At 50.8% G+C, this 21,777-nt stretch carries 33 protein-coding genes; 21 read left to right on the top strand and 12 right to left on the bottom strand.

What is annotated here, in order from left to right:
• The 3 genes from CYR52_RS19900 to bfr all read left to right on the top strand — a co-directional run.
• On the top strand, positions 1 to 73 hold a 73-nt coding region (locus CYR52_RS19900; RefSeq protein WP_131818057.1), incomplete at its 5' end, for an EF-Tu C-terminal domain-related protein.
• Between the two features lie 345 nt (positions 74 to 418).
• Entirely contained in the window at positions 419 to 613 is a 195-nt protein-coding gene (bfd, locus tag CYR52_RS19895) for a bacterioferritin-associated ferredoxin (RefSeq protein WP_072933509.1), read from the top strand.
• Positions 614 to 682: 69 nt separating this feature from the next.
• Entirely contained in the window at positions 683 to 1,159 is a 477-nt protein-coding gene (gene bfr, locus CYR52_RS19890; protein WP_072933507.1) for a bacterioferritin, read from the top strand.
• Positions 1,160 to 1,194: 35 nt separating this feature from the next.
• On the opposite strand, the gene CYR52_RS19885 is transcribed toward bfr, so the two are convergent.
• From CYR52_RS19885 to CYR52_RS19830, 12 genes are read right to left on the bottom strand one after another with little or no spacing between them, the layout of a single operon-like run.
• Positions 1,195 to 1,989, bottom strand: a complete 795-nt coding sequence (locus tag CYR52_RS19885) for a prepilin peptidase (RefSeq protein ID WP_101829268.1) — start codon at positions 1,987 to 1,989, stop codon at positions 1,195 to 1,197.
• Positions 1,990 to 1,991: 2 nt separating this feature from the next.
• The gene (gene gspM, locus CYR52_RS19880; RefSeq protein ID WP_079205346.1) at positions 1,992 to 2,450 is read right to left on the bottom strand and encodes a type II secretion system protein GspM; all 459 of its coding nucleotides are present in this window, start codon (positions 2,448 to 2,450) and stop codon (positions 1,992 to 1,994) included.
• Positions 2,447 to 3,592, bottom strand: coding sequence for a type II secretion system protein GspL (gene gspL, locus CYR52_RS19875; protein ID WP_079205345.1), 1,146 nt, complete (start codon positions 3,590 to 3,592; stop codon positions 2,447 to 2,449). The genes gspM and gspL overlap by 4 nt, the downstream gene beginning before the upstream one ends.
• Positions 3,593 to 3,620: 28 nt before the next feature.
• Positions 3,621 to 4,595, bottom strand: coding sequence for a type II secretion system minor pseudopilin GspK (gspK, locus tag CYR52_RS19870; RefSeq protein ID WP_101829267.1), 975 nt, complete (start codon positions 4,593 to 4,595; stop codon positions 3,621 to 3,623).
• The gene (gene gspJ / locus CYR52_RS19865) at positions 4,592 to 5,326 is read right to left on the bottom strand and encodes a type II secretion system minor pseudopilin GspJ (RefSeq protein WP_101829266.1); all 735 of its coding nucleotides are present in this window, start codon (positions 5,324 to 5,326) and stop codon (positions 4,592 to 4,594) included. The genes gspK and gspJ overlap by 4 nt, the downstream gene beginning before the upstream one ends.
• A complete protein-coding gene (gene gspI, locus CYR52_RS19860) occupies positions 5,323 to 5,709 on the bottom strand; it encodes a type II secretion system minor pseudopilin GspI (RefSeq protein ID WP_101829265.1) in 387 nt (128 codons plus the stop codon). The genes gspJ and gspI overlap by 4 nt, the downstream gene beginning before the upstream one ends.
• Positions 5,706 to 6,227, bottom strand: a complete 522-nt coding sequence (gspH, locus tag CYR52_RS19855) for a type II secretion system minor pseudopilin GspH (protein WP_072933493.1) — start codon at positions 6,225 to 6,227, stop codon at positions 5,706 to 5,708. Before gspH ends, gspI begins: the two co-directional genes overlap by 4 nt.
• Positions 6,224 to 6,667 (bottom strand): type II secretion system major pseudopilin GspG, encoded by a 444-nt coding sequence (gene gspG, locus CYR52_RS19850; RefSeq protein WP_101829264.1) that lies wholly within the window; start codon positions 6,665 to 6,667, stop codon positions 6,224 to 6,226. Before gspG ends, gspH begins: the two co-directional genes overlap by 4 nt.
• 13 nt (positions 6,668 to 6,680) lie before the next feature.
• Positions 6,681 to 7,892 carry a type II secretion system inner membrane protein GspF gene (gspF, locus tag CYR52_RS19845; protein WP_101829263.1) on the bottom strand — a complete coding sequence of 404 codons (1,212 nt, stop codon included), beginning with the start codon at positions 7,890 to 7,892 and terminating at the stop codon, positions 6,681 to 6,683.
• Positions 7,889 to 9,406, bottom strand: coding sequence for a type II secretion system ATPase GspE (gene gspE, locus CYR52_RS19840; RefSeq protein WP_241506187.1), 1,518 nt, complete (start codon positions 9,404 to 9,406; stop codon positions 7,889 to 7,891). The genes gspF and gspE overlap by 4 nt, the downstream gene beginning before the upstream one ends.
• An 11-nt stretch (positions 9,407 to 9,417) precedes the next feature.
• A complete protein-coding gene (gene gspD, locus CYR52_RS19835; RefSeq protein WP_072933485.1) occupies positions 9,418 to 11,391 on the bottom strand; it encodes a type II secretion system secretin GspD in 1,974 nt (657 codons plus the stop codon).
• Positions 11,378 to 12,208, bottom strand: a complete 831-nt coding sequence (locus CYR52_RS19830) for a type II secretion system protein N (RefSeq protein ID WP_146000876.1) — start codon at positions 12,206 to 12,208, stop codon at positions 11,378 to 11,380. Before CYR52_RS19830 ends, gspD begins: the two co-directional genes overlap by 14 nt.
• Positions 12,209 to 12,361: 153 nt before the next feature.
• Between CYR52_RS19830 and CYR52_RS19825 the strand changes: the two genes are divergently transcribed.
• From CYR52_RS19825 to rpsH, 18 genes are all read left to right on the top strand, one after another.
• Positions 12,362 to 13,888 carry a peptidoglycan-binding protein gene (locus CYR52_RS19825; protein ID WP_101829261.1) on the top strand — a complete coding sequence of 509 codons (1,527 nt, stop codon included), beginning with the start codon at positions 12,362 to 12,364 and terminating at the stop codon, positions 13,886 to 13,888.
• Positions 13,885 to 14,373 (top strand): hypothetical protein, encoded by a 489-nt coding sequence (locus CYR52_RS22495; protein WP_146001360.1) that lies wholly within the window; start codon positions 13,885 to 13,887, stop codon positions 14,371 to 14,373. Before CYR52_RS19825 ends, CYR52_RS22495 begins: the two co-directional genes overlap by 4 nt.
• A gap of 266 nt (positions 14,374 to 14,639) precedes the next feature.
• Complete coding sequence (gene rpsJ / locus CYR52_RS19815; protein ID WP_009639175.1) at positions 14,640 to 14,951, top strand: 30S ribosomal protein S10; 312 nt, start codon at positions 14,640 to 14,642, stop codon at positions 14,949 to 14,951.
• 32 nt (positions 14,952 to 14,983) lie between these two features.
• On the top strand, positions 14,984 to 15,613 hold the full coding sequence (rplC, locus tag CYR52_RS19810; protein WP_072933477.1) for a 50S ribosomal protein L3: 630 nt from the start codon (positions 14,984 to 14,986) through the stop codon (positions 15,611 to 15,613).
• An 11-nt stretch (positions 15,614 to 15,624) separates the two neighbouring features.
• Positions 15,625 to 16,230, top strand: coding sequence for a 50S ribosomal protein L4 (rplD, locus tag CYR52_RS19805; protein ID WP_072933475.1), 606 nt, complete (start codon positions 15,625 to 15,627; stop codon positions 16,228 to 16,230).
• Positions 16,227 to 16,529, top strand: a complete 303-nt coding sequence (gene rplW, locus CYR52_RS19800; RefSeq protein ID WP_072933473.1) for a 50S ribosomal protein L23 — start codon at positions 16,227 to 16,229, stop codon at positions 16,527 to 16,529. The genes rplD and rplW overlap by 4 nt, the downstream gene beginning before the upstream one ends.
• 18 nt (positions 16,530 to 16,547) lie before the next feature.
• On the top strand, positions 16,548 to 17,372 hold the full coding sequence (rplB, locus tag CYR52_RS19795; protein ID WP_072933471.1) for a 50S ribosomal protein L2: 825 nt from the start codon (positions 16,548 to 16,550) through the stop codon (positions 17,370 to 17,372).
• Positions 17,373 to 17,386: 14 nt separating this feature from the next.
• Entirely contained in the window at positions 17,387 to 17,665 is a 279-nt protein-coding gene (rpsS, locus tag CYR52_RS19790) for a 30S ribosomal protein S19 (RefSeq protein ID WP_004929772.1), read from the top strand.
• A gap of 14 nt (positions 17,666 to 17,679) precedes the next feature.
• Positions 17,680 to 18,012, top strand: a complete 333-nt coding sequence (gene rplV, locus CYR52_RS19785; RefSeq protein ID WP_002223844.1) for a 50S ribosomal protein L22 — start codon at positions 17,680 to 17,682, stop codon at positions 18,010 to 18,012.
• Positions 18,013 to 18,029: 17 nt separating this feature from the next.
• Complete coding sequence (gene rpsC, locus CYR52_RS19780) at positions 18,030 to 18,731, top strand: 30S ribosomal protein S3 (protein ID WP_072933469.1); 702 nt, start codon at positions 18,030 to 18,032, stop codon at positions 18,729 to 18,731.
• A 12-nt stretch (positions 18,732 to 18,743) separates the two neighbouring features.
• Positions 18,744 to 19,154, top strand: a complete 411-nt coding sequence (gene rplP, locus CYR52_RS19775; RefSeq protein ID WP_002438716.1) for a 50S ribosomal protein L16 — start codon at positions 18,744 to 18,746, stop codon at positions 19,152 to 19,154.
• Positions 19,154 to 19,345 (top strand): 50S ribosomal protein L29, encoded by a 192-nt coding sequence (gene rpmC, locus CYR52_RS19770; RefSeq protein WP_002218942.1) that lies wholly within the window; start codon positions 19,154 to 19,156, stop codon positions 19,343 to 19,345. Before rplP ends, rpmC begins: the two co-directional genes overlap by 1 nt.
• Positions 19,346 to 19,600: a 30S ribosomal protein S17 gene (gene rpsQ / locus CYR52_RS19765; protein ID WP_072933467.1), complete on the top strand. Its 255-nt coding sequence runs from the start codon at positions 19,346 to 19,348 to the stop codon at positions 19,598 to 19,600.
• A 173-nt stretch (positions 19,601 to 19,773) separates the two neighbouring features.
• The gene (rplN, locus tag CYR52_RS19760) at positions 19,774 to 20,145 is read left to right on the top strand and encodes a 50S ribosomal protein L14 (RefSeq protein ID WP_008457164.1); all 372 of its coding nucleotides are present in this window, start codon (positions 19,774 to 19,776) and stop codon (positions 20,143 to 20,145) included.
• Between the two features lie 10 nt (positions 20,146 to 20,155).
• Positions 20,156 to 20,470 carry a 50S ribosomal protein L24 gene (rplX, locus tag CYR52_RS19755; RefSeq protein WP_072933465.1) on the top strand — a complete coding sequence of 105 codons (315 nt, stop codon included), beginning with the start codon at positions 20,156 to 20,158 and terminating at the stop codon, positions 20,468 to 20,470.
• Positions 20,471 to 20,484: 14 nt separating this feature from the next.
• A complete protein-coding gene (gene rplE / locus CYR52_RS19750) occupies positions 20,485 to 21,024 on the top strand; it encodes a 50S ribosomal protein L5 (RefSeq protein WP_072933463.1) in 540 nt (179 codons plus the stop codon).
• 13 nt (positions 21,025 to 21,037) lie between these two features.
• Positions 21,038 to 21,343, top strand: a complete 306-nt coding sequence (gene rpsN / locus CYR52_RS19745) for a 30S ribosomal protein S14 (RefSeq protein WP_072933461.1) — start codon at positions 21,038 to 21,040, stop codon at positions 21,341 to 21,343.
• A gap of 33 nt (positions 21,344 to 21,376) precedes the next feature.
• A complete protein-coding gene (gene rpsH / locus CYR52_RS19740) occupies positions 21,377 to 21,769 on the top strand; it encodes a 30S ribosomal protein S8 (RefSeq protein ID WP_072933460.1) in 393 nt (130 codons plus the stop codon).
• The last annotated feature ends 8 nt before the right edge of the window (positions 21,770 to 21,777 follow it).

Here is a 21,777-nt window from a genome sequence, read left to right as displayed (position 1 = left end):
CGGTCTGCGTTTCGCAATCCGTGAAGGCGGCCGTACTGTTGGTGCGGGCGTTGTTGCTAAAGTTATCGCTTAATCGCGTCTGACTTTTGCAAAAAGGGATGCTTCGGCATCCCTTTTTTTATGCCTGTTTTTTGTATCCTTCGCTTTTTGCTTTAGCCATGCAAAGTATGGCGTTATAAAGCGCTAATAAGCCCTCTGTTTTTTTGTGACCCTACCGCAATAATCCTTTTATCTCATTGATTATAAACTTTATAAAAATACGACCAGGTTCACGCTTTAGCAGAATAACGACAGGGTATTACAGGAGATTGCTGGCAGCGATCAGCCAGCTATTTTACGCTGTCAGAAAGCACGACAACTTACTTTAAATGAGAATCATTTTGATTTAAGATGGCGGCAGATAACGTGGAGTGCCCCTATGTATATTTGCCTGTGCAATGGTATTAGCGACAAAACAATCCGACAGGCTGTTCGCAAACATCAGCCGCAATCTTTTCAACAATTGCGCAAGTTTGTGCCGGTTGGTAATCAATGCGGGAAATGCGTGCGTGCGGCCCGTGAAATTATGCAAGATGAGCTGGCCCAAATTCCAGAGTTCAAAGAGATAGCCTGAAACACATCTTTTTTTGACTTACTCCAAACCGCATCTACGCTTCAAAGAGTGGAAGCGGAGGGAACAAAAATGAAAGGTGATGTTAAGGTATTAAATTATCTCAATAAGTTGTTGGGCAATGAGTTAGTTGCTATTAACCAATATTTTCTGCATGCGAGAATGTTCAAAAACTGGGGACTCAAACGCCTTAATGACGTGGAGTACCACGAGTCCATTGATGAAATGAAACATGCGGATCGCTATATTGAACGTATTCTCTTCCTGGAGGGACTCCCGAACCTGCAGGACCTGGGTAAGTTAAATATTGGTGAAGATGTTGAAGAAATGCTGCGTTCAGATTTGACGCTGGAACTGGACGGTGCACGCGATCTTCGTGAGGCGATAGCCTATGCGGACACCATCCATGACTATGTCAGCCGCGATATGATGATCGAAATTCTGGCTGATGAAGAGCAGCATATCGACTGGCTGGAAACGGAGCTGGATCTTATCCAGAAAATGGGGATACAAAACTATCTTCAGGCGCAAATCCGTGAAGAAGAGTAATTTTGCTATTCGGGGAAGCTTTGGCTTCCCTGCCATTAACGAACAACGTACCACTGAACCAGCAGCGTCAGCCACCCCGCGGCCGCCAGTGGCGGGCCAAATGGCAATACAGAAACCCATTCTCCTTTCTTCCATCTCACCAGCCCCGCCCATAGCAGGCCTGAGGCCGCCGCCAGCAAGGTAATTTGCGGCAGCATCTGCCAGCCGTTCCAGGCACCCAACGCAGCCAACAATTTAAAATCACCATATCCCAACCCTTCACGCCCACTGGCGAGCCGGAAAAACCAATACAGACTCCATAAAATCATATAACCGGCCACGGCACCGTACACGGCATCTGCAAGGCTCACATTTCCGCTGACGCTGTTAAACAACAGGCCCAGCCACAGCAGGGGCAGTGTCAGCGTATCGGGCAAAAGGTAAGTACGCGCATCAATGAGGCTTAACGTCAGCAAGAAGCCACTGTACACCGCCAGGGCCGGCGTAATGTTCAGTGGAAACAGTAAAGCGAGACACACCAGCAGCATTCCGCACACCAGTTCAACCCATAAATAGCCGGCCACAATGGGTGCCTGACATGCACGGCAGCGGCCTTTGAGCATCAACCAGCTGACGACAGGCAAATAATCGCACCAGTGCACAGGCGGATGACAGGCACAATATTCCAGCTTCAGCACGGAGTGTTGCACTGAGGCTCCCGGCGGTGCCTCGTGGCCATTTTCTGTGATCAGATGCGGTAAGTATTGACTGAGATGATTGATCATTTTCCCCATGATCAAGCCTGCTACAAAATAGAAAGTCGGGATGAGCAACGCGTTAATGGCATTCATGCTTATTTCCTGACAAAGGTTAACGCAGTGATGTTAATGTAACCCTCTTGCTCAGCACTGCTAAATTCAACTTGGCTTGCCGTTACGCCCGATGTTTTTTTAAGATCAATTAACCAGTGAATAAAATCGCTTAACAACATCTCTTTGACCGTCACGTGAACGGATTTATTCTCGGTTGACGTGTTATCAATAACAACCCGATGCTTTTCTGCCGAGGATTTAATGACGGCTTCGAGTGGCTGAGTCTTTTTTATTCCAGGGATAATGCCACGTTTTATGCTTTCTACTTTCATCCAGGTTAACGTCTGCTGGGCCTGTTTATTATTTCTCTGTAATTTCTCTGCTAAATTATTTAACGGTGTTAATAAAGCAAACCAGATGAGAGCGCCGATAATAAGTGCACCGATAAAAAGCAAAATATGTTGTTCGCGGCGAGTATGGGCCATAAACCAGGTTTTCATTTTTTAAATACGCTCTTTACTGTGACTGAATCGCCATCCGCCGGTGTTTTATCCATTGTGAAGTGAAATTCCTGTTCACTCTCTTGAATAAATTGCTGTAAATGTTCGGCATTGCCTGCCAGCAATTGCACATCAAACAGATCCTGCTCCTGTTGATAATGGATACGCTGGATCTGCAGGCTGGGGTAGGCCTCCAGATGGCGTTGCAGCTGCGTCAGGCGCGTCAATACATCGGGGGATACAGCGGAAATTTTCTGATTGAAAAAGAACCGGTAATTGCTGTTTCGCTTATCCTGCGGGAAGTGCTGCTGATAAAGCGCTTTTGTCTCCTGGTCTAAGGCCGCAGACTCCTGATGCAGGTGCCAGATCCCCAGCCCTTTGCTCAACAGCATCAAAAAAACGGCCATCACACATGATGCAAAGGCGGCATATCGCACAGCTTTGTTAACCGGCTTAGTGGGCTGACGAGGGCGAAAATCACCGTGCAGCAGGCTCGGCAGAGCCAGGCCAGAGGTGTGAAGAAGCTGTTGTGGTGATTGCCAGGGCAAAGACTCAACAAGCAGACCCTCGTGTTCCAGCGGGCTGTAGCTGACAATCTTCTGCGGTGCCCACTGTTCCCGTAGATGGCGGAACCAGTTCTCATCCAATGATGTGAGTTGGTAGGGCCCCAGGCGCAGCAACCAGTCATCCTGCAAGCGGATGGCTGTCCAGCTATTATCAACAGCAGGGAGGTACAGGCCATCCGGGCCGGCATAAACGATATTTAGCCCGGCTTCGTTAAATGCCGACAGCAAGGAACGCAACCAACCGCTGTCGATCGCAACAGCGTGTACCAATGCCTGCTCACGATGTAAAACAGTCCAGTGGAGCGCGTCACTTTCACCGAGCAGTGTCTCTTCAGCCAGCCATGACAAGCGTTCCGAGGTGAGTTTGCCGTTTTTTTCCGGTAAGGGGATCGCACGGAAAATTAAGCTGGCCGGTGAAATCAGTAAAATCACATCGCGTTTGTCAGTGCCCGAGATCACCTCTTCCAGGCAATCCACACCGGATAAGAGCAACAAGGGCTTTTCATCCGTGTGATCGGCTTCAGACACATCAAGCATGCCATTGTGAAGGTATCGTATGATTAGCTTTTCCTGCATGGGTATTTCAGCCTGCTTATTGTCTTAATCAATCAATGTGGCGGGAGAAAAGGCGGATCTCACCGCTTTTCTCGTCGTAATAAACCCGGCTGGATAACGTTAACTGCTGATCGTTATCACTGGCCGTAGACGTAATAGAAAAATAGCGGCTGGTAACAGCCAGTATGCTATTCAGGGGTGCCCAGTTTTTATCTGTTGCCGGGAATTGGTTATCCAACTGCGTATAAAAGAGAGTAAGCGCGGCCCAGCCCATCTTAGGCCGCTTCGCTAAAAGCCTTACCGCCTCTTCTGTACTGATTTGCTCGAGTGTCAGCGCAGATAATAGGGGGGCCTGCTGCTCTGCCAGCGAGTTAATATTAATTCGCTGCTGCGTTGAGGGCAGGGCACAAAGTTGCCCCTGAAGCGCCTGATACAATTTGGGGGTAACGCCGTTGATTTGGCTAAGTTCCGACACGCTGTAAAAGGGCTGATTCGCGGCAAGACGTGGCGGTTTGGCCCGCAGATAATATTCATCTTCCGCCCCGGCAGAACGGACAAGGGTATCGCTGTCGATATAATCCGCGATCGAGTCGATAATTATCCCAGCCTGCGCTTTCGTGACACCATTCATCAGCAGCAGCGCTTCAAACACCCGCTGGTTATAAGGTGCCTCATCCTGGGTATCGGTAGGAGCATTACCCAGTGTATTCAGGTTAAAACAGGCCTGATCATCCCGGACCTGCCATTCAATCGTCAGGCCGCTGCCCGGAGACATTTTCTGTGGCTGCGCCCAGTAGTGATCGGTGGACTGAAACTTAGGGTTGTCTTTCAAATCCTGAAGCAGGTTTTCAGTCGCAAACTGTTCTGCAGAATAAATCATCGTCATCAGCTGGAGATTATCTTGCTGATAGGAAGCCCGCTTTACACTGGTCGTTAAGCGGACGCCCATTTCCCCCGCTAACGCAGCCATAACAGCCAGCAGCAGCATGACCACAATCAGAGCGACGCCTTTTTGCGATTTCATTCGTGACTCCCGCCAGAAGGTGTGTCCTCAGCCGGTGGGGAGAGAGGCTGTTCATCGGCCATGGGTTCTTCCTGCCCGCCAGATGACTCACCCTCCTGACTGTTCTCTGACTCACTTTGCTGCTCGCCCTCTGACGCCTCATCGCCTGATTCGGTGTCCTGATAACCAGGCCAGCTTGCCGGCAAAACAAACACACGGTTGATCACACCAAAATCTTTGAGTGTCAGTGTTACCTCAATGCCGGTAGGGGGAGCCTGCCCGGCATCAACCTCTGTTTTCCAGCCTTGCTGATAAAAATGCAGTGACATGTTGTCGACGTTATCCAGCAAAGGGGCATCCAGGGGCGTGCTGTCGTCTGGGGCATCCACGGTACGTTGTACCAGGCGGTGCAGGGTGCCCGCTTTTAGTTGCCAGGTTACCCGAAGGATGTCGGGTGAGCAGCACTGGCCCCAGGTGTTAGGGCGGCTTTGGGTCGTCAAGGCAAAACTGTTGTCATCCTGATGCCAGCTTTGTTCTGCGCCGCGCGGCACTCTGGGCAGGCTTTGCACGATATCCCGTTCCAGCCGGTTCATGGTCCTGTGCAGCGCATTTATCCGTTGCAGGGCACTCTGGGTACGCTCATTGGTTTTCAGGGCGCCCGATAAGATTTGATACGCCAACATGCTCAGCATTGAGAAGATGAACAGGGCCAGCATCGTTTCTAATAAGGTGAAACCTTTTTGCCGGTTCATGGCGTCGTGTCCTGAACCGGGGGTAACAGGCGAAGCGTCGAGCGCACCGGCGAGCCATCACGGCTTATCGTTAATACCTGCGTACGGTACGCCGCCTCAGGAGAGGCGGTTTTTTGCAGTGCCCATGCCCAACTCTGGCCGCCCATGTCGACGAAGCCGCTTTGAGAGGATTTACCGCGTTCTGCCGCCGCTCCGGTTAACGTCTGTTCTGCCAGCCAGTTAGCAGACACCCAGTCTGCAAACAGATGGTCTGTCAGGCGCGACGTGGCACTCATCTGACCGCTCATGCTGTTCATCAATGCCAGTGCGGCTCCAGCAAACACAGCAAGTGCAACAATCACTTCCAGCAGCATCATGCCGTGCTGTTGCGATACGCGCCTCATGATGCTGCTGCCTCATTCCGGACAGTGACCGGCCACTGGCCATTACAGGTAAACGTAAATAATGGCCGGTCAGTATCTCGGTCAGTGATCCGCAATTGGAAAGCCGTAATCTCCCCGTCGGGAGAAAAAATGATCTGTGGCGTGTCGCGTGCTTCCATGATTTCGCCATGAATAAACACGCCAGCTTGCCAGGCAGGTGAAAAAGAGTGCATGTGGGCAGGCAGCGGACCTTTAGAGAAAGATACCCATCGCCAGGTGACCGGCGTCGCTTTGCGTTGTTGTGGCGTCATAAACAGATAGCCTGAATCTGTTATCTGTAAGCCTACCGGGGAGCCGGTCATCGCCGCATAATCGGATGCGTATTCCATCAGTGAAACCAGTTTCCCGGTTTCACTGAGTTGCTGGCGCTCTTCAACGCTGCCGGTTGTGCCCATCACCATGACGGCTCCGCCTGCCATGATCATCAGTACCAGCATGATCTCGAGCAGGGTAAAGCCGGCCTGCCTGACCTGTTTCACTTTTTCGGCGCATCCAGTGTCCAGTTGGCAACATCATCCTCTGTACCGGCCTCACCATCCTGACCGGCAGAGAATAGATCGTACTCACCGTGTTCACCCGGCGTAACCAGCAGATAGGCAGCGCCCCACGGATCGGTTGGCAGGCGTTTGATGTAGCCGTCTTTACGGTAATTTTGCGGCAGCGGTTCAAACTCCGGTGCTTTGACCAACGCTTCCAGGCCCTGTTCGCTGGTCGGGTAGCGGTGATTGTCCAGCTTGTACATGTCCAGCGCATTTTCCAGCGCCACGATATCACTGACCGCTTTTTGACGGTCGGCGCGCTCTTTATTACCCATCAGGTTAGGCACCACCAGGCTGGCCAAAATGCCCATAATCACGATGACCACCATGATTTCCAGCAGGGTGAAACCCCGCTGACGTTGTGTAGAGACTTTATTCATAAATTTCATCCTGTTAACCGGCTAAATTATTAAGTTGTAAAATGGGTTGCAGTATCGACACCACAATAAACAGCACAATGACTGCCATGCTGATCACCAGCCCAGGTTCGAACAGAGCCAATACCAGCGACATACGGTTTTGTAGTGCTTGCTCTTGCGCCGTGGCGGCGCGTTCCATCATGTTGCTCAGATGGCCGCTTTTCTCCCCTGAAGCCAGCATGTACAGCATCATGGGAGAGAAGAGTTCACTTTCAGTCAGGGCGGTATGCAGGGCGCTGCCCTGACGGACATGCTCGCCGGCACGCCGGAGGCGATCACGGATGGCCAGGTTTGAAATCCCTTCCAGCGCGGTGTGCATCCCCTCCAGCAATGGAACGCCACTGGATTGCAAAATACTCAGGGTCCGTAAATAGCGGGCGCTGTTCGTCTCGAGCACCAGCCTGCGGCAGATAGGTAAGCGCATCAGCAAGGCATGAAAACGGAAGCGGTTTTCCGGCCGCCTCAGCCAGACATTGAGGCTGAACAGCGCGATACCGATCAATGCCAGCACCAGCAACCCGTAATCCCTTATGGCGTCACTCACGACGAGCAAAATCCGGGTGCTGAGAGGCAGTTGATGTTTCATATGGATAAACTGCTCGACCACTTTGGGCACGACTGTGGAGAGCAAAATAGTAATAACGATGATGGCAACCGAAGTGAGCACCATTGGGTAGATCAACGCCTGGGTCATTTTGCTTTTTAGCCGCTGACGGATTTCGTTGTAATCTGCCAGTTTTTCCAGCACCGGGCCGAGCGTGCCGCTTTTCTCACCTGCCATAACCAACGTGCGATAGACCGGATCAAAAATCCGTGGCCAGGCTGCCAGGGTTTCCGCTAAGGGGTGGCCTTCCGTTACCCGTGAACGAATTTCTGTTAATACGTGCCGCAGCTTTTCATTCTGGCTTTGCCGCGCGATGACCCCAATGGCCTCTTCCAGGGGGAGAGCCGCGTTGGTCAGTGTCGCGAGCTGCCGGGTAAACAGGGCGACCTCAGCCGCCGGTAATCGCACACGGCGGGTTCCGTTTCCTGCCAGCAGTTTGAAAGGTGAGCCTGCTGCTTTCATGGAAATCGGTTGTAAACCTTGAGCACGCAGTTTCTGCCGGGCCTGACGGGCGTCATCAGCCTCTACCATGCCGCGCTGGATTTTTCCGCTCGCGGTGTGAGCTCGCCAGGAAAACTTCATTCGATGTGTTCCTCTTGTGCATCTTGTTCCTGGCTGGTGACGCGCATCACTTCTTCCAGGGAGGTCTCACCCGACACTGCTTTCAGCAAGCCGTTTTCCAGCAGACTTTTACTTTGGCGGAGGAACAATCCCTTAATTACCTGCTCATTTTCATTGCCATGAATAGCGGCACGAATGGCTTCATCAACCACCATCACCTCATGAATTGCCAACCGGCCTTTGTAGCCGGTAAACCGGCAGGCCGGGCAGCCGGGCGCATGCCATAACGTGTTGGGAATGGGTGATAACGAGGTCAGCAGTGCCCGTTGATGCGGCTCTATTGCCCGCGGTTGGCGGCACTCAGGGCATAACCGGCGCACCAGCCGCTGCGCCAGCACGCCAATCAGGGATGAGGAAAGCAGGAAAGACTCAATCCCCATATCACGCAGACGGGTTATCGCACCGGTTGCGCTGTTGGTATGCAGGGTTGACATCACCAGGTGGCCGGTCAGTGAGGCCTGAACTGCAATCTGTGCCGTTTCGCTGTCACGGACTTCGCCCACCATCACGATATCGGGATCCTGACGCAAAATGGCACGCAGGCCACGGGCAAAGGTCATATCCAGCCGGGCATTGACTTGTGTCTGGCCAATGCCTTCCAGCTCATATTCGATAGGATCTTCAACCGTCAGGATATTGCGCTCCTGACTGTTCAACGCGGAAAGCACCGCATACAGCGTGGTACTTTTCCCAGAGCCGGTAGGGCCGGTGACCAGCAGAATGCCGTGAGGCTGTTTAATCAGATGCTGTAAGTTTTCGTAATCACCAGTGGATAGCCCGAGTTTATCCAGGGTAAGCAACAGGTTGTTTTTGTCTAACAAGCGCAGCACCGCCCGCTCACCATATTGCGACGGCAAGGTAGAAACGCGTACATCCACAGCCCGCGATCCCAAACGCAGAGAGATACGCCCATCCTGGGGCAGGCGTTTTTCTGCAATATCGAGTTTCGCCATGACTTTGATGCGTGAAAGCAGCAGCGGCGCGAGTTTTTTACTCGGCTGCAAAATCTGCCGCAATACGCCATCAATACGGAAACGGATGCTCAGGCTGCGCTCAAAGGTTTCAATGTGGATGTCAGACGCACCCTCTTTAACCGCCTCGCTTAAAATCGCATTGATTAAGCGGATGACCGGCGCACTGTTATCGTCTGCCAGCAAGTCTTCGTTGTCCGGCAACTCTTCCGTCAGTGCAAAGAGATCAATGTCCTGATCCAAATCCTGGGCAATTTGCTGTGATTCAACCGCATTATGCTGATAGAGAGCTGAAAGCTGTTCATCAAACGCCGCGGCTTCCAGAGGGCGCAGCGTTACACAGGTACCGGCAACCCGGCGCGCCTCAAGCAGCATGTCTAATGAGATGCCCTGACGGTAAAGCAGCGTATCCTGCGCAACGGCCACACCGGCCTGACGTGCCAGTGAGTATGAAATCCGGGCTGCCGGCCCGGGCTGATGGATCAACGGAAGAGTCTCTTTCATGGCTGCGTCCATTAACCGTGGAAAGGATTACGGGGGCCGTTAACCGGAGCAGGGGCAGCCGGCGCAGCGGGCAGTGGTTCAGGCGGCAATTCCGCTAACTGTGGCCGGCTGTTGGGGGCCACCAGCGTGTTCTCATCCTCTTGGCGGCGCTCTTTCTGGATATTCTGGAAATGGGTGTACTTTTTCTTCGAGACGGAGTGATAGACGTCGTCATCCCGGAGAATGGTCGGCCGGATAAATACCATCAGATTACGTTTCGCTGTTTCGGTGGAGGTGTAACGGAACAGATTGCCAATCAAAGGGATGTCGCCCAAAAGCGGCACTTTGGAATGCGTTTCTTTGCTGGTGTCATCCAGAAGGCCACCCAGCACTACGGTTTCACCGGTGCGCACTAACACAGCATTTTGAATGGTACGGGTATTGAATGTTGGGCCGAGTGAGGATGACTGGCCGCCGGCGCTGTCTACACTCGAGACTTCCTGCTCAATTTCCAGCAGAACAGCATCACCTTCGTTGATTTGTGGCGTAACTTTCAGCTTGGTACCAATCGTTTTACGCTCTACGGTATTAAAGACGTTGTCGCCCGAAGTGGTCTGTGAACCGGAAAGCACAGGAACATCCTGCCCCACATTCACCGACGCCTCTTTATTATCCAGGGTGACAATGCTGGGGGTCGCCAGAATGTCATTCTTATTGTTCGTGGAGAGGGCGGTCAGCAACGCGCTCCAGTCCCCTTCAAAAAATCCGGCGACAAACCCGTTATAATTTGCGAGAGCAGCAGGCAGTTCATCAGAATTGATGCCACTGTTTTGTGCGTTAGCCAGAGAGAAAATCGGCACGCCGGTATTTGTAAACTGCGTACCACCCACCTTGCTGTTTGCCCATTGCACGCCAAGGTTCAGCCCATTGCCGTCCTGTACTTCAACGATAATCGCCTCTACCAGCACCTGAGCACGGCGGATGTCCAGCTTGGCGATGACATCGGCTAATGGCTGCATCACATCAGGCTGGGCAGTAATGACCAGGGAGTTAGTCTGTTCATCCGCGGTAATCGACAAGGAGGTATTGCCGGTGGAGGAAGGATCTGACGACCCTTCCGTCTCTTTTTCTTTGGCAATTTTTTCACTGATACCTGTCAGTACCTCAACCAGTTTGTCGGCTTTGGCATAATTCAGGTAAAACACGCGTGTATTGCCCTGTTCGGCGCTGTCCTGATCCAATTTCGCCACCAGTGAGGTAATGCGCTGGCGCACTTTGTCTGAACCGCTGACTAACAAGGTGTTGGTGCGTTTATCTGCCACGATTTTCGGCATCAGCATGTTGCTGGACTGCCCTTTTGATTCTTCGCGGGTCAGGGAGTTAAGCACTTCTGCCAGTTCCGTAGCTGAAGCATATTTCAGCTTGATCAATTGCTGATGTTGCTGGCCAATGACATCGACCCGTTTGATAACTTCTACCAGCCGGTTGATCAGAGAGGCCTTGCCGGTCAGCATCAGCACATTAGACGGATCATAATTGACTACATTGCCTACGCCATTGCTGTCGCTCATCTGCCGGAGCAGGGGAGCAAGCTCACGTGCCGGCACATGTTGCAGCGCAATAACCCGGGTAATGACTTCATCCCCTTTGCCAGGACGGATATCATCCACTAAATGTCCGGGTGACGTTTTTAAGGTGGCAGAGCGCACAACTTTTAACAGGCCATTATCCAGCGTAACAACGGAAAACCCATATAAGTCCAGCACGCTCAGGAAGAACTGATAATACTCTTCGTTATCGAAACTGTTATAGCTGCGAACAGAAATGGTGCCGTTGACGGATGGGTCAACCAGGATGGTTTTGTTCATGTTTTTACTGACAACATCAACAAATTCCTTAATGTCGGCATTCTTAAAGTTTGCTGAGAATTGTTCTGCGTAGCTTTTGGGGGTGGTCAGAGTGGCCAGCATCATCAGCGTTAAAATAAAGGAGTTATTCTTGCGCATGGTTATTAATTAACTTTTCATTGATATCGTTTAAACTTAAATTGAACAGTGATTTCTGGTTGTTTCGCATAATAACCAGTTGCACGGTAAGTGATTGCTGCCAGGCCGCTCTGGCTTGGTCAATATTAGAGGGAACAGTTAAATCATATTCATCAATCTTTACTACAATATCACCAGGGTGTAACCCAAAATGGGCGAACATCTCTTTCTGTTTTCCCGGCAGGATTCGTAACCCAACTAATGCATTTTTTTGATAAACAGGGCTTGTAATGATGTAATCATCCCAATCCCGCCCTTTTTCTTCTACATTCTCAGGGGGCGTATTATTGACCTGGTTCTCTGAAGGCATTGCAGTGCGTTCTACTAAGATCAGGCTAAAAACTTTCCCATTCTCTTTGATTTCAATCGTATTATCACCGATTTTGTTGATGAAGCCCTCTGGTGGGGTAGAGAGCTTATCGCCTTCACGGTAGGTATGCTGCGCCCCGTTCTCCATCACAATAGCCAGTGAACGCCCCGGCTGATTACTGGCGATAATGCCGGTAAGCGTGATATTCCGTGAGGGCGCCACGTCTTCCTGTTGGGTCTCTGCGACGACGTTATCCGGCTGAAATTTTGCCAGTCTGCTTTGGAATTCATCAGCATTAATGACATGTTCATCACCCGGATAAGACGGGCCGGCCGGTTCTTTTAATATATATAAAAGAGATATATTTTTAACATAAAAGCCCGACACCATAATTCCTAACAATAAAGCAACAGGGATAATTATATTTTGTAAGTTACAAAAAAATAACTTTTTGGTTTTCTGTAACACAATGCGCCCGCTTCAATATCAATTATTGTGTGTTAGTTTGCACTAGAATAATTGCATGATATAGTTAATAGCCATTTTATTCAAATGGAGTTTTATCCGACATAAAAATATTTTGCAAGTCTTTGAGAAATCAATTTTAAGAGTAAAACATTCATGAAATTCCAAGTCGATGAATCCTGGTTTAACTATGAATTCATTTTTGATACATATAGAACCGCAAAAGATTATTTGAGCGATGAATTGTTACTGTCCGGGATTGGACTGATAGTTGGCGAGGCAGGATGTGGGAAAACGGCACTGGCAAAAGATATTTTGCGCATTAATCAGGGGGCGTTTCTGCTGCTTACTGCCCGCAAAGAGAATGATGAATTGCTATTAATAGATTCTTCATGGGATACCGTAAATAAAATTAATCTTCGCCCCTCTTTTTCTTTGAATCTATGGGAAAAATTTCTTTATGAAACTCAGAAAATAAATACGCCGGTATTAATTGTTCTGGATAATGCTCATTATATTAACCAACAATTAACTACGCTGGTTTACTTATTTAGTGAGTTTAGGAAACATGCCAGGCAGCCTCTTTCTCTGCTGATCGTTGGCGAAAATTCACTTTTGAAAAACAAAAGCTTATCAAATTATCACCCGGGCGCACTGCGCTTGCCACTTTATGATGAGAAAGCCTGTTTGTCAGTGGTTAACCAAACCATCATGGAGAGAGAAGGGGAAGATCATGCCGCTACGTTTACGCTTCCTTATATCAAGTACATCCAGTACGCAGCGAAAGGGAATCCCGAGAGCATCTCGCGCCTTGTGAATATGGCCCGCCAGATTGCCTGGATAGAGCAGGGGACAACCTCTTCTCTGCATTGGCGGCATATCAAACTCGCGGTGCGTGAATCAGGGAAAAGCCGGCGTGCCAGGAAGACAATGCTCTTATTGTTAATCGGCTACGCCGGTTTTGCGGCGCTTCTTGGTTGGCACTGTACCGGCATGGTGTCACCGTACCTGCCCGTCCCTGAATGGTTAAGGCCGGAACCGGTGGCAGCGATGATCCCTGCTCCGCCGCCGGCCATTGATGACCAGCCCGCGACTGAGCGCCAGGCCATGCAGCAACTTTTCCGGGCCTGGGGCTATGACGTGGCTGAGGAGGATGCCTGGTGTGATCAAACCGCACAGGCAGGCTTACAGTGTGAGACGGCAAAAGCAGACTATGACGCACTACAGAAACAAGGCTTGCCCTGGATAGCGCAGTTCCATCTCGGTAACAAGACCCGTTATGCCGTGGTCATCCGGATGGGCAAAGATGACCTCGATCTGCTTTTAGGCCAGCAGACCTGGACGGTGAAGAAATCCTGGTTCCTGGCTGCATGGAAAGGGGAATATATCCTGTTCTGGAAACCTGCACCGTCTGGAAAAACATCTGTGTCGGCAGCAAGTTCTGATGAAGACATCCTATGGCTGAATACAATGCTCAGCCGTGCACTGCATCTTCCTTTACCTGAGGACGTGCGGTGGAATGCCTTACTCGTAGAAAAAATCAAAAAATTCCAGCAAAGCAGAGGGCTGCACCCTGACGGCGCGCCCGGCAAAGCAACCTTGATCCAGCTTTGGCTCAGCGTTGAACAAAGCGCCCTCTTAGTGCCAGAAAATGAAAGCGCAGAAAAAGGAGAAGGGCAATGAGCTTCCCTCTACATCAGGCAATGAATTTGCGCCTGCAGGGTGGGGCACCGGCAAAACTCCGGGCACCTTTTAAAAGAACATGCATCAAAGCCGGTGGCCTGCTTTTATGGGGATGTTGGATGGGGCTCTTTGCCGTTCAGGGCGCATATCTGCACATAGTCTGGACATCCCGTCATCCGGAGCCGCCTGTTCTGCAGGCGCCCTCGCAAGATAGAGAGTATACCCTCTCTCCTATGCATTATCTGTTCAAGACCCGGCCACTCCCTGCCGCGAACGAACCGGAAGCGGAAACGGAACCTGTCGAGAATATCGCGGAGACGATGGACGACCAGGCCGAAGCAGAAGACATTAATGAAGAGGAAGATGTGGCGCTGGTTGAAGAAGAGGCTGATACAACAATAAGTAAAGATGACACCGTCGATCCTGCCTTAAAAGCCCGTGTTCAACAGGCCTTGGCAGAACTGGAAGAAGATGACCCGGCGTAGTAACAACAGGTAAAATAAAAGGCGCGCTAATACGTTTTTCCTGCAGGTTATGGTTGCTTCCTAAGCAGGAATGCGTATAATGCGCGGGCTTACCTAATCTTGGTAGGTCTGATCCGTTGCGGATCAGTAACCATGTCATCAATAACGACTGGTTAACAATACTCCCGATATGGGGGTTATATGCTGAACGATTACACTCCCCCATCAATCGAAATGGGTGTGAGGAGTAATTATTTACGTTTATAAATAATTGGAGCTCTGGTCTCATGCAGAACCAAAGAATCCGTATCCGCCTGAAAGCGTTTGATCATCGTCTGATCGATCAATCAACCGCGGAAATCGTCGAGACTGCTAAGCGCACTGGTGCGCAAGTCCGTGGTCCGATCCCGCTGCCGACCCGCAAAGAGCGCTTTACCATTCTGATCTCTCCGCACGTCAACAAAGACGCGCGTGATCAGTATGAAATCCGCACTCACAAGCGTCTGGTTGACATCGTTGAGCCAACCGAGAAAACCGTTGATGCTCTGATGCGTCTGGATCTGGCTGCCGGTGTAGACGTGCAGATCAGCCTGGGTTAATCAGGTCATTGAGCGATTGAGAGGTTGAAACAATGATTGGTTTAGTCGGTAAAAAAGTGGGTATGACCCGCATCTTCACTGAAGAAGGCGTATCTATCCCTGTAACCGTTATCGAAATTGAAGCTAACCGCGTTACTCAGGTCAAAGACCTGGCCAACGATGGTTATCGCGCTATCCAGGTTACCACCGGTGCTAAAAAAGCAAACCGTGTAACCAAACCGGAAGCGGGTCACTTCGCTAAAGCTGGCGTTGAAGCCGGCCGTCTCCTGCGTGAATTCCGTCTGTCTGAAGGCGAAGAGTTCACTGTAGGTCAGAACATTAGCGTTGAAATTTTCGCAGACGTTAAAAAAGTAGACGTTACCGGTACTTCTAAAGGTAAAGGTTTTGCTGGCACTGTTAAGCGCTGGAACTTCCGTACCCAAGACGCTACCCACGGTAACTCCTTGTCTCACCGCGTTCCGGGTTCTATCGGTCAGAACCAGACTCCGGGCAAAGTGTTCAAAGGCAAGAAAATGGCAGGGCAGCTGGGTAATGAGCGCGTAACCGTTCAGAGCCTGGACGTAGTACGCGTTGACGCTGAGCGCAACCTGCTGCTGGTTAAGGGTGCTGTTCCGGGAGCTACCGGTAGCAACCTGATCGTTAAACCAGCTGTTAAAGCGTGAGGAGCCAGGTAATGGAATTAGTATTGAAAGACGCGCAGAGCGCGCTGACTGTTTCCGAAACCACCTTCGGTCGTGATTTTAACGAAGCGCTGGTTCACCAGGTTGTTGTTGCTTACGCAGCAGGCGCCCGCCAGGGTACTCGCGCGCAGAAAACTCGCGCTGAAGTGACTGGTTCTGGCAAAAAGCCATGGCGTCAGAAAGGTACCGGCCGTGCGCGTTCTGGTTCTGTAAAGAGCCCGATCTGGCGTTCCGGTGGTGTGACCTTTGCTGCTAAGCCTCAGGACCACAGTCAGAAAGTAAACAAAAAGATGTACCGCGGCGCGCTGAAAAGCATCCTGTCCGAGCTGGTACGTCAAGAACGTCTGATCGTTGTCGAGAAGTTCTCTGTTGAAGCACCGAAAACCAAGCTGCTGGCACAGAAACTGAAAGACATGGCGCTGGAAGACGTGCTGATCATCACCGGTGAACTGGATGAGAATCTGTTCCTGGCTGCCCGTAACCTGTACAAGGTTGACGTGCGTGATGTAGCAGGTATCGATCCAGTTAGCCTGATCGCCTTCGACAAAGTAGTTATGACTGCTGATGCTGTGAAGCAAGTTGAGGAGATGCTGGCATGATTCGTGAAGAACGTCTGCTGAAAGTACTGCGCGCGCCGCACGTTTCTGAAAAAGCGTCTGCTGCGATGGAAAAGAACAACACCATCGTTCTCAAAGTTGCTAAAGACGCGACTAAAGCAGAAATCAAAGCTGCTGTGCAGAAACTGTTTGAAGTCGAAGTCGAAGACGTAAACACCTTGCTGGTAAAAGGCAAAGTGAAGCGTCATGGACAGCGTGTTGGTCGTCGTAGCGACTGGAAAAAAGCTTACGTCACCCTGAAAGAAGGCCAGAATCTGGACTTCATCAGCGGCGCAGAGTAAGTCGGAGGAGTAAGAACAATGGCAATTGTTAAATGTAAACCTACATCTCCGGGTCGTCGCCACGTTGTTAAAGTGGTTAACCCTGAGCTGCACAAGGGTAAACCTTATGCCCCGCTGCTGGAAAAACTGAGCAAAAGCGGTGGTCGTAACAACAATGGCCGTATCACCACCCGTCATATCGGTGGTGGCCACAAGCAACATTATCGTCTGGTTGACTTCAAGCGCAACAAAGACGGTATCGCTGCAGTGGTTGAGCGTCTGGAGTACGATCCGAACCGTTCCGCGAACATCGCGCTGGTTCTGTACAAAGACGGCGAACGCCGTTACATCCTGGCGCCGAAAGGCCTGAAAGCAGGTGACCAGATTCAATCTGGCGTTGATGCGGCAATCAAAACGGGTAACACCCTGCCGATGCGCAACATCCCAGTTGGTTCAACGGTTCATAACGTAGAAATGAAACCAGGTAAAGGCGGCCAGCTGGCTCGTTCTGCCGGTGCCTACGTTCAGATCGTTGCACGTGATGGTTCCTACGTAACTCTGCGTCTGCGCTCCGGCGAAATGCGTAAAGTTCTGGCTGACTGCCGCGCTACCCTGGGCGAAGTTGGCAATGCAGAACACATGCTGCGCGTTCTGGGTAAAGCAGGTGCTGCACGTTGGCGTGGTGTTCGTCCTACCGTTCGCGGTACGGCGATGAACCCAGTCGATCACCCGCACGGTGGTGGTGAAGGTCGTAACTTTGGTAAGCACCCGGTAACTCCGTGGGGCGTTCAGACCAAAGGTAAGAAGACCCGTAGCAACAAGCGTACTGACAAGTTCATCGTACGTCGCCGTAGTAAAAAATAATTAGAGGATAAGCCATGCCACGTTCTCTCAAGAAAGGTCCTTTTATTGACCTGCACTTGCTGAAGAAGGTAGAGAAAGCGGTGGAAAGCGGTGACAAGAAGCCTTTGCGCACTTGGTCCCGTCGTTCAACGATCTTTCCTAACATGATCGGTTTGACCATCGCTGTCCATAATGGTCGTCAGCACGTACCAGTGTTCGTTTCCGATGAAATGGTCGGTCACAAACTGGGTGAATTCGCGCCGACCCGTACTTATCGCGGCCATGCGGCTGATAAAAAAGCTAAAAAGCGCTAAGGTAGGAGGAAGAGATGGAAACTATCGCTAAACATCGCCACGCTCGTTCTTCTGCTCAGAAGGTTCGCCTTGTTGCTGACCTGATCCGCGGTAAGAAAGTGTCGCAAGCTCTGGAAACTCTGACCTACACCAACAAAAAAGCTGCTGGTCTGGTTAAGAAAGTGCTGGAGTCTGCCATTGCTAACGCAGAACACAACGATGGCGCTGACATCGATGATCTGAAAGTCACGAAAATCTTCGTCGACGAAGGCCCAAGCATGAAGCGCATTATGCCGCGTGCAAAAGGTCGTGCAGATCGCATCCTGAAGCGCACCAGCCACATTACTGTGGTTGTGTCCGATCGCTGAGACTCTGGAGACTAGCAATGGGTCAGAAAGTACATCCTAATGGTATTCGCCTGGGTATTGTCAAACCTTGGAACTCTACTTGGTATGCGAATACCAAAGAATTCGCTGACAACCTGGACAGCGACTTTAAAGTTCGTCAATTCCTGACTAAGGAATTGTCGAAAGCTTCCGTTTCTCGCATCGTTATCGAGCGTCCTGCGAAGAGCATCCGTGTGACCATTCACACTGCTCGTCCTGGCATCGTTATCGGCAAGAAAGGTGAAGATGTCGAAAAACTGCGTAAGGTCGTAGCGGATATCGCTGGCGTTCCTGCACAGATTAACATCGCCGAAGTCCGTAAACCGGAACTGGACGCAAAATTGGTTGCTGACAGCATCACTTCACAGCTGGAACGTCGCGTTATGTTCCGTCGTGCTATGAAGCGTGCAGTACAGAACGCAATGCGTCTTGGCGCTAAAGGTATCAAAGTTGAAGTAAGCGGCCGTCTTGGCGGTGCTGAAATCGCGCGTACCGAATGGTACCGTGAAGGTCGTGTTCCGTTGCACACTCTGCGTGCGGACATCGATTACAACACATCTGAAGCGCACACCACTTATGGTGTAATCGGCGTTAAGGTATGGATCTTCAAAGGTGAGATCCTGGGTGGTATGGCTGCCGTTGAACAACCGGAAAAACCGGCTGCTCAACCTAAAAAGCAGCAGCGTAAAGGCCGCAAGTAAGGAGAGTCGCTGATGTTACAACCAAAGCGTACAAAATTCCGTAAGGTGCACAAGGGCCGCAACCGTGGTCTGGCGCAAGGTACGGATGTTAGCTTCGGCACTTTCGGTCTGAAAGCTGTTGGCCGTGGCCGTCTGACTGCTCGTCAAATCGAAGCAGCTCGTCGTGCAATGACTCGTGCAGTTAAGCGTCAAGGTAAAATCTGGATCCGTGTATTCCCGGACAAACCGATTACCGAGAAGCCGCTTGAAGTGCGTATGGGTAAAGGTAAGGGTAACGTGGAGTATTGGGTTGCCCTGATCCAGCCTGGTAAAGTCCTGTACGAAATGGACGGCGTGCCGGAAGAGCTGGCCCGTGAGGCGTTCAAGCTGGCAGCAGCTAAACTGCCGATCAAAACCACCTTTGTAACTAAGACGGTGATGTAATGAAAGCACAAGAGCTGCGTGAAAAAAGCGTTGAAGAGCTGAACACCGAGCTGCTCAACCTGCTGCGTGAGCAATTCAACTTGCGCATGCAAGCGGCGAGTGGCCAGCTGCAACAAACTCACCTGTTGAAACAAGTGCGTCGTAACGTCGCACGCGTTAAGACTTTACTGACTGAAAAGGCGGGTGCGTAAATGACTGACACTATCCGTACTCTGCAAGGTCGCGTTGTTAGTGACAAAATGGAAAAATCCATTGTTGTTGCTATCGAACGTACGGTGAAGCACCCGATCTACGGGAAATTCATCAAACGTACGACCAAGCTGCACGTACACGACGAGAACAACGAATGTGGTATCGGTGACGTGGTAGAAATCCGCGAATGCCGTCCACTGTCTAAGACTAAATCTTGGACGTTGGTTCGCGTTGTAGAGAAAGCGATTCTGTAATAGAGTAGCGGCCTCTCACTTAACAAACGGCTCAGAAAACGAGCCGTTTGTTTTTTCTACCCATACGTAGGAAGCGGTGTTATAATGCTGCGCCCTTGGTTATGGGGCTTTTCAACGGCCTGAAAATTAACTTAGGTCTTTAAAGTAGTAGTTGACATTAGCGGAGCACTAAAATGATCCAAGAACAGACTATGCTGACCGTCGCCGACAACTCCGGTGCACGTCGCGTAATGTGTATCAAGGTTCTAGGTGGCTCGCACCGTCGCTACGCAGGCGTCGGCGACATCATCAAAATTACCATCAAGGAAGCAATTCCTCGCGGTAAGGTGAAGAAAGGCGATGTGCTGAAGGCGGTAGTGGTGCGCACCAAGAAGGGTGTACGTCGCCCGGACGGTTCTGTCATTCGCTTCGATGGTAATGCATGCGTTATTTTGAACAATAACAGCGAGCAACCAATCGGTACGCGTATTTTTGGGCCGGTAACTCGTGAACTGCGTAACGAAAAGTTCATGAAAATTATCTCTCTGGCACCAGAAGTACTCTAAGGAGCGAACCATGGCAGCGAAAATCCGTCGTGATGACGAAGTTATCGTGCTTACCGGGAAAGACAAAGGTAAACGCGGTAAAGTAAAAAATGTCCTGTCTGCTGGCAAGGTCATTGTAGAAGGTATCAACCTGGTTAAGAAACACCAGAAGCCGGTTCCGGCTCTGAACCAACCAGGTGGCATTGTTGAAAAAGAAGCTGCTATTCAGGTTTCCAACATCGCTCTCTACAATGCTGCGACCGGCAAGGCTGACCGTGTAGGCTTTAGATTCGAAGACGGCAAAAAAGTCCGTTTCTTCAAGTCTAACAGCGAAACTATCAAGTAATTTGGAGTAATACGATGGCGAAACTGCATGATTACTACAAAGACGAGGTAGTCAAACAACTGATGTCTCAGTTTGGCTACAACTCTGTCATGCAAGTCCCTCGGGTCGAGAAGATCACCCTGAACATGGGTGTTGGTGAAGCTATTGCCGACAAGAAACTGCTGGACAATGCAGCAGCTGACTTGACAGCAATCTCCGGCCAAAAGCCGTTGATCACCAAAGCACGCAAATCTGTTGCAGGCTTCAAAATCCGCCAGGGCTATCCGATCGGCTGTAAAGTAACTCTGCGCGGCGAACGCATGTGGGAGTTCTTTGAGCGTCTGATTTCCATTGCTGTACCGCGTATCCGTGACTTCCGTGGCCTGTCCGCTAAGTCATTCGATGGCCGTGGTAACTACAGCATGGGCGTGCGTGAACAGATCATCTTCCCGGAAATCGACTACGACAAAGTCGATCGCGTTCGTGGTTTGGATATTACCATTACCACCACTGCGAAATCCGATGATGAAGGCCGCGCACTGCTGGCTGCCTTTAACTTCCCGTTCCGCAAGTAAGGTAGGGTTACTAATGGCTAAGCAATCCATGAAAGCACGCGAAGTCAAGCGCGTGAAATTAGCAGACAAATTCTTTGCTAAACGCACAGAACTGAAAGCTATCATCTCTGATGTGAACGCTTCCGACGAAGATCGTTGGGATGCCGTTCTCAAGCTGCAGACTCTGCCGCGTGATTCCAGCCCGTCACGTCAGCGTAACCGCTGCCGTCAAACTGGTCGTCCGCACGCTTTCCTGCGGAAGTTCGGGTTGAGCCGTATTAAAGTCCGTGAAGCCGCTATGCGCGGTGAAATCCCGGGCTTGAAAAAGGCTAGCTGGTAATTGTCACCAATTGAATCACGGGAGTAAAGACAGATGAGCATGCAAGATCCGATCGCGGATATGCTGACCCGTATCCGTAACGGTCAGGCCGCGAACAAAGTTGCGGTCACCATGCCTTCCTCCAAGCTGAAATTGGCAATTGCCAACGTGCTGAAGGAAGAAGGTTATATTGAAGATTTCAAAATCGAAGGCGACACCAAGCCGGTTCTGGAACTGGTACTGAAGTACTTCCAGGGCAAGGCAGTGGTAGAAAGCATTCAGCGTATCAGCCGCCCAGGTCTGCGCATCTATAAGAAAAAAGATGAGCTGCCAAAAGTTATGGCCGGCCTGGGTATTGCTGTCATTTCTACCTCTAAAGGTGTTATGACCGATCGTGCAGCTCGCCAGGCTGGTCTTGGTGGCGAGATTATCTGCTACGTAGCTTAATTCGGGAG

Source organism: Chimaeribacter arupi (assembly GCF_002858805.1).
Classification (GTDB): Bacteria; Pseudomonadota; Gammaproteobacteria; order Enterobacterales; family Enterobacteriaceae; genus Chimaeribacter; species Chimaeribacter arupi.
This window is presented reverse-complemented; position numbering and strand designations above follow the sequence as displayed.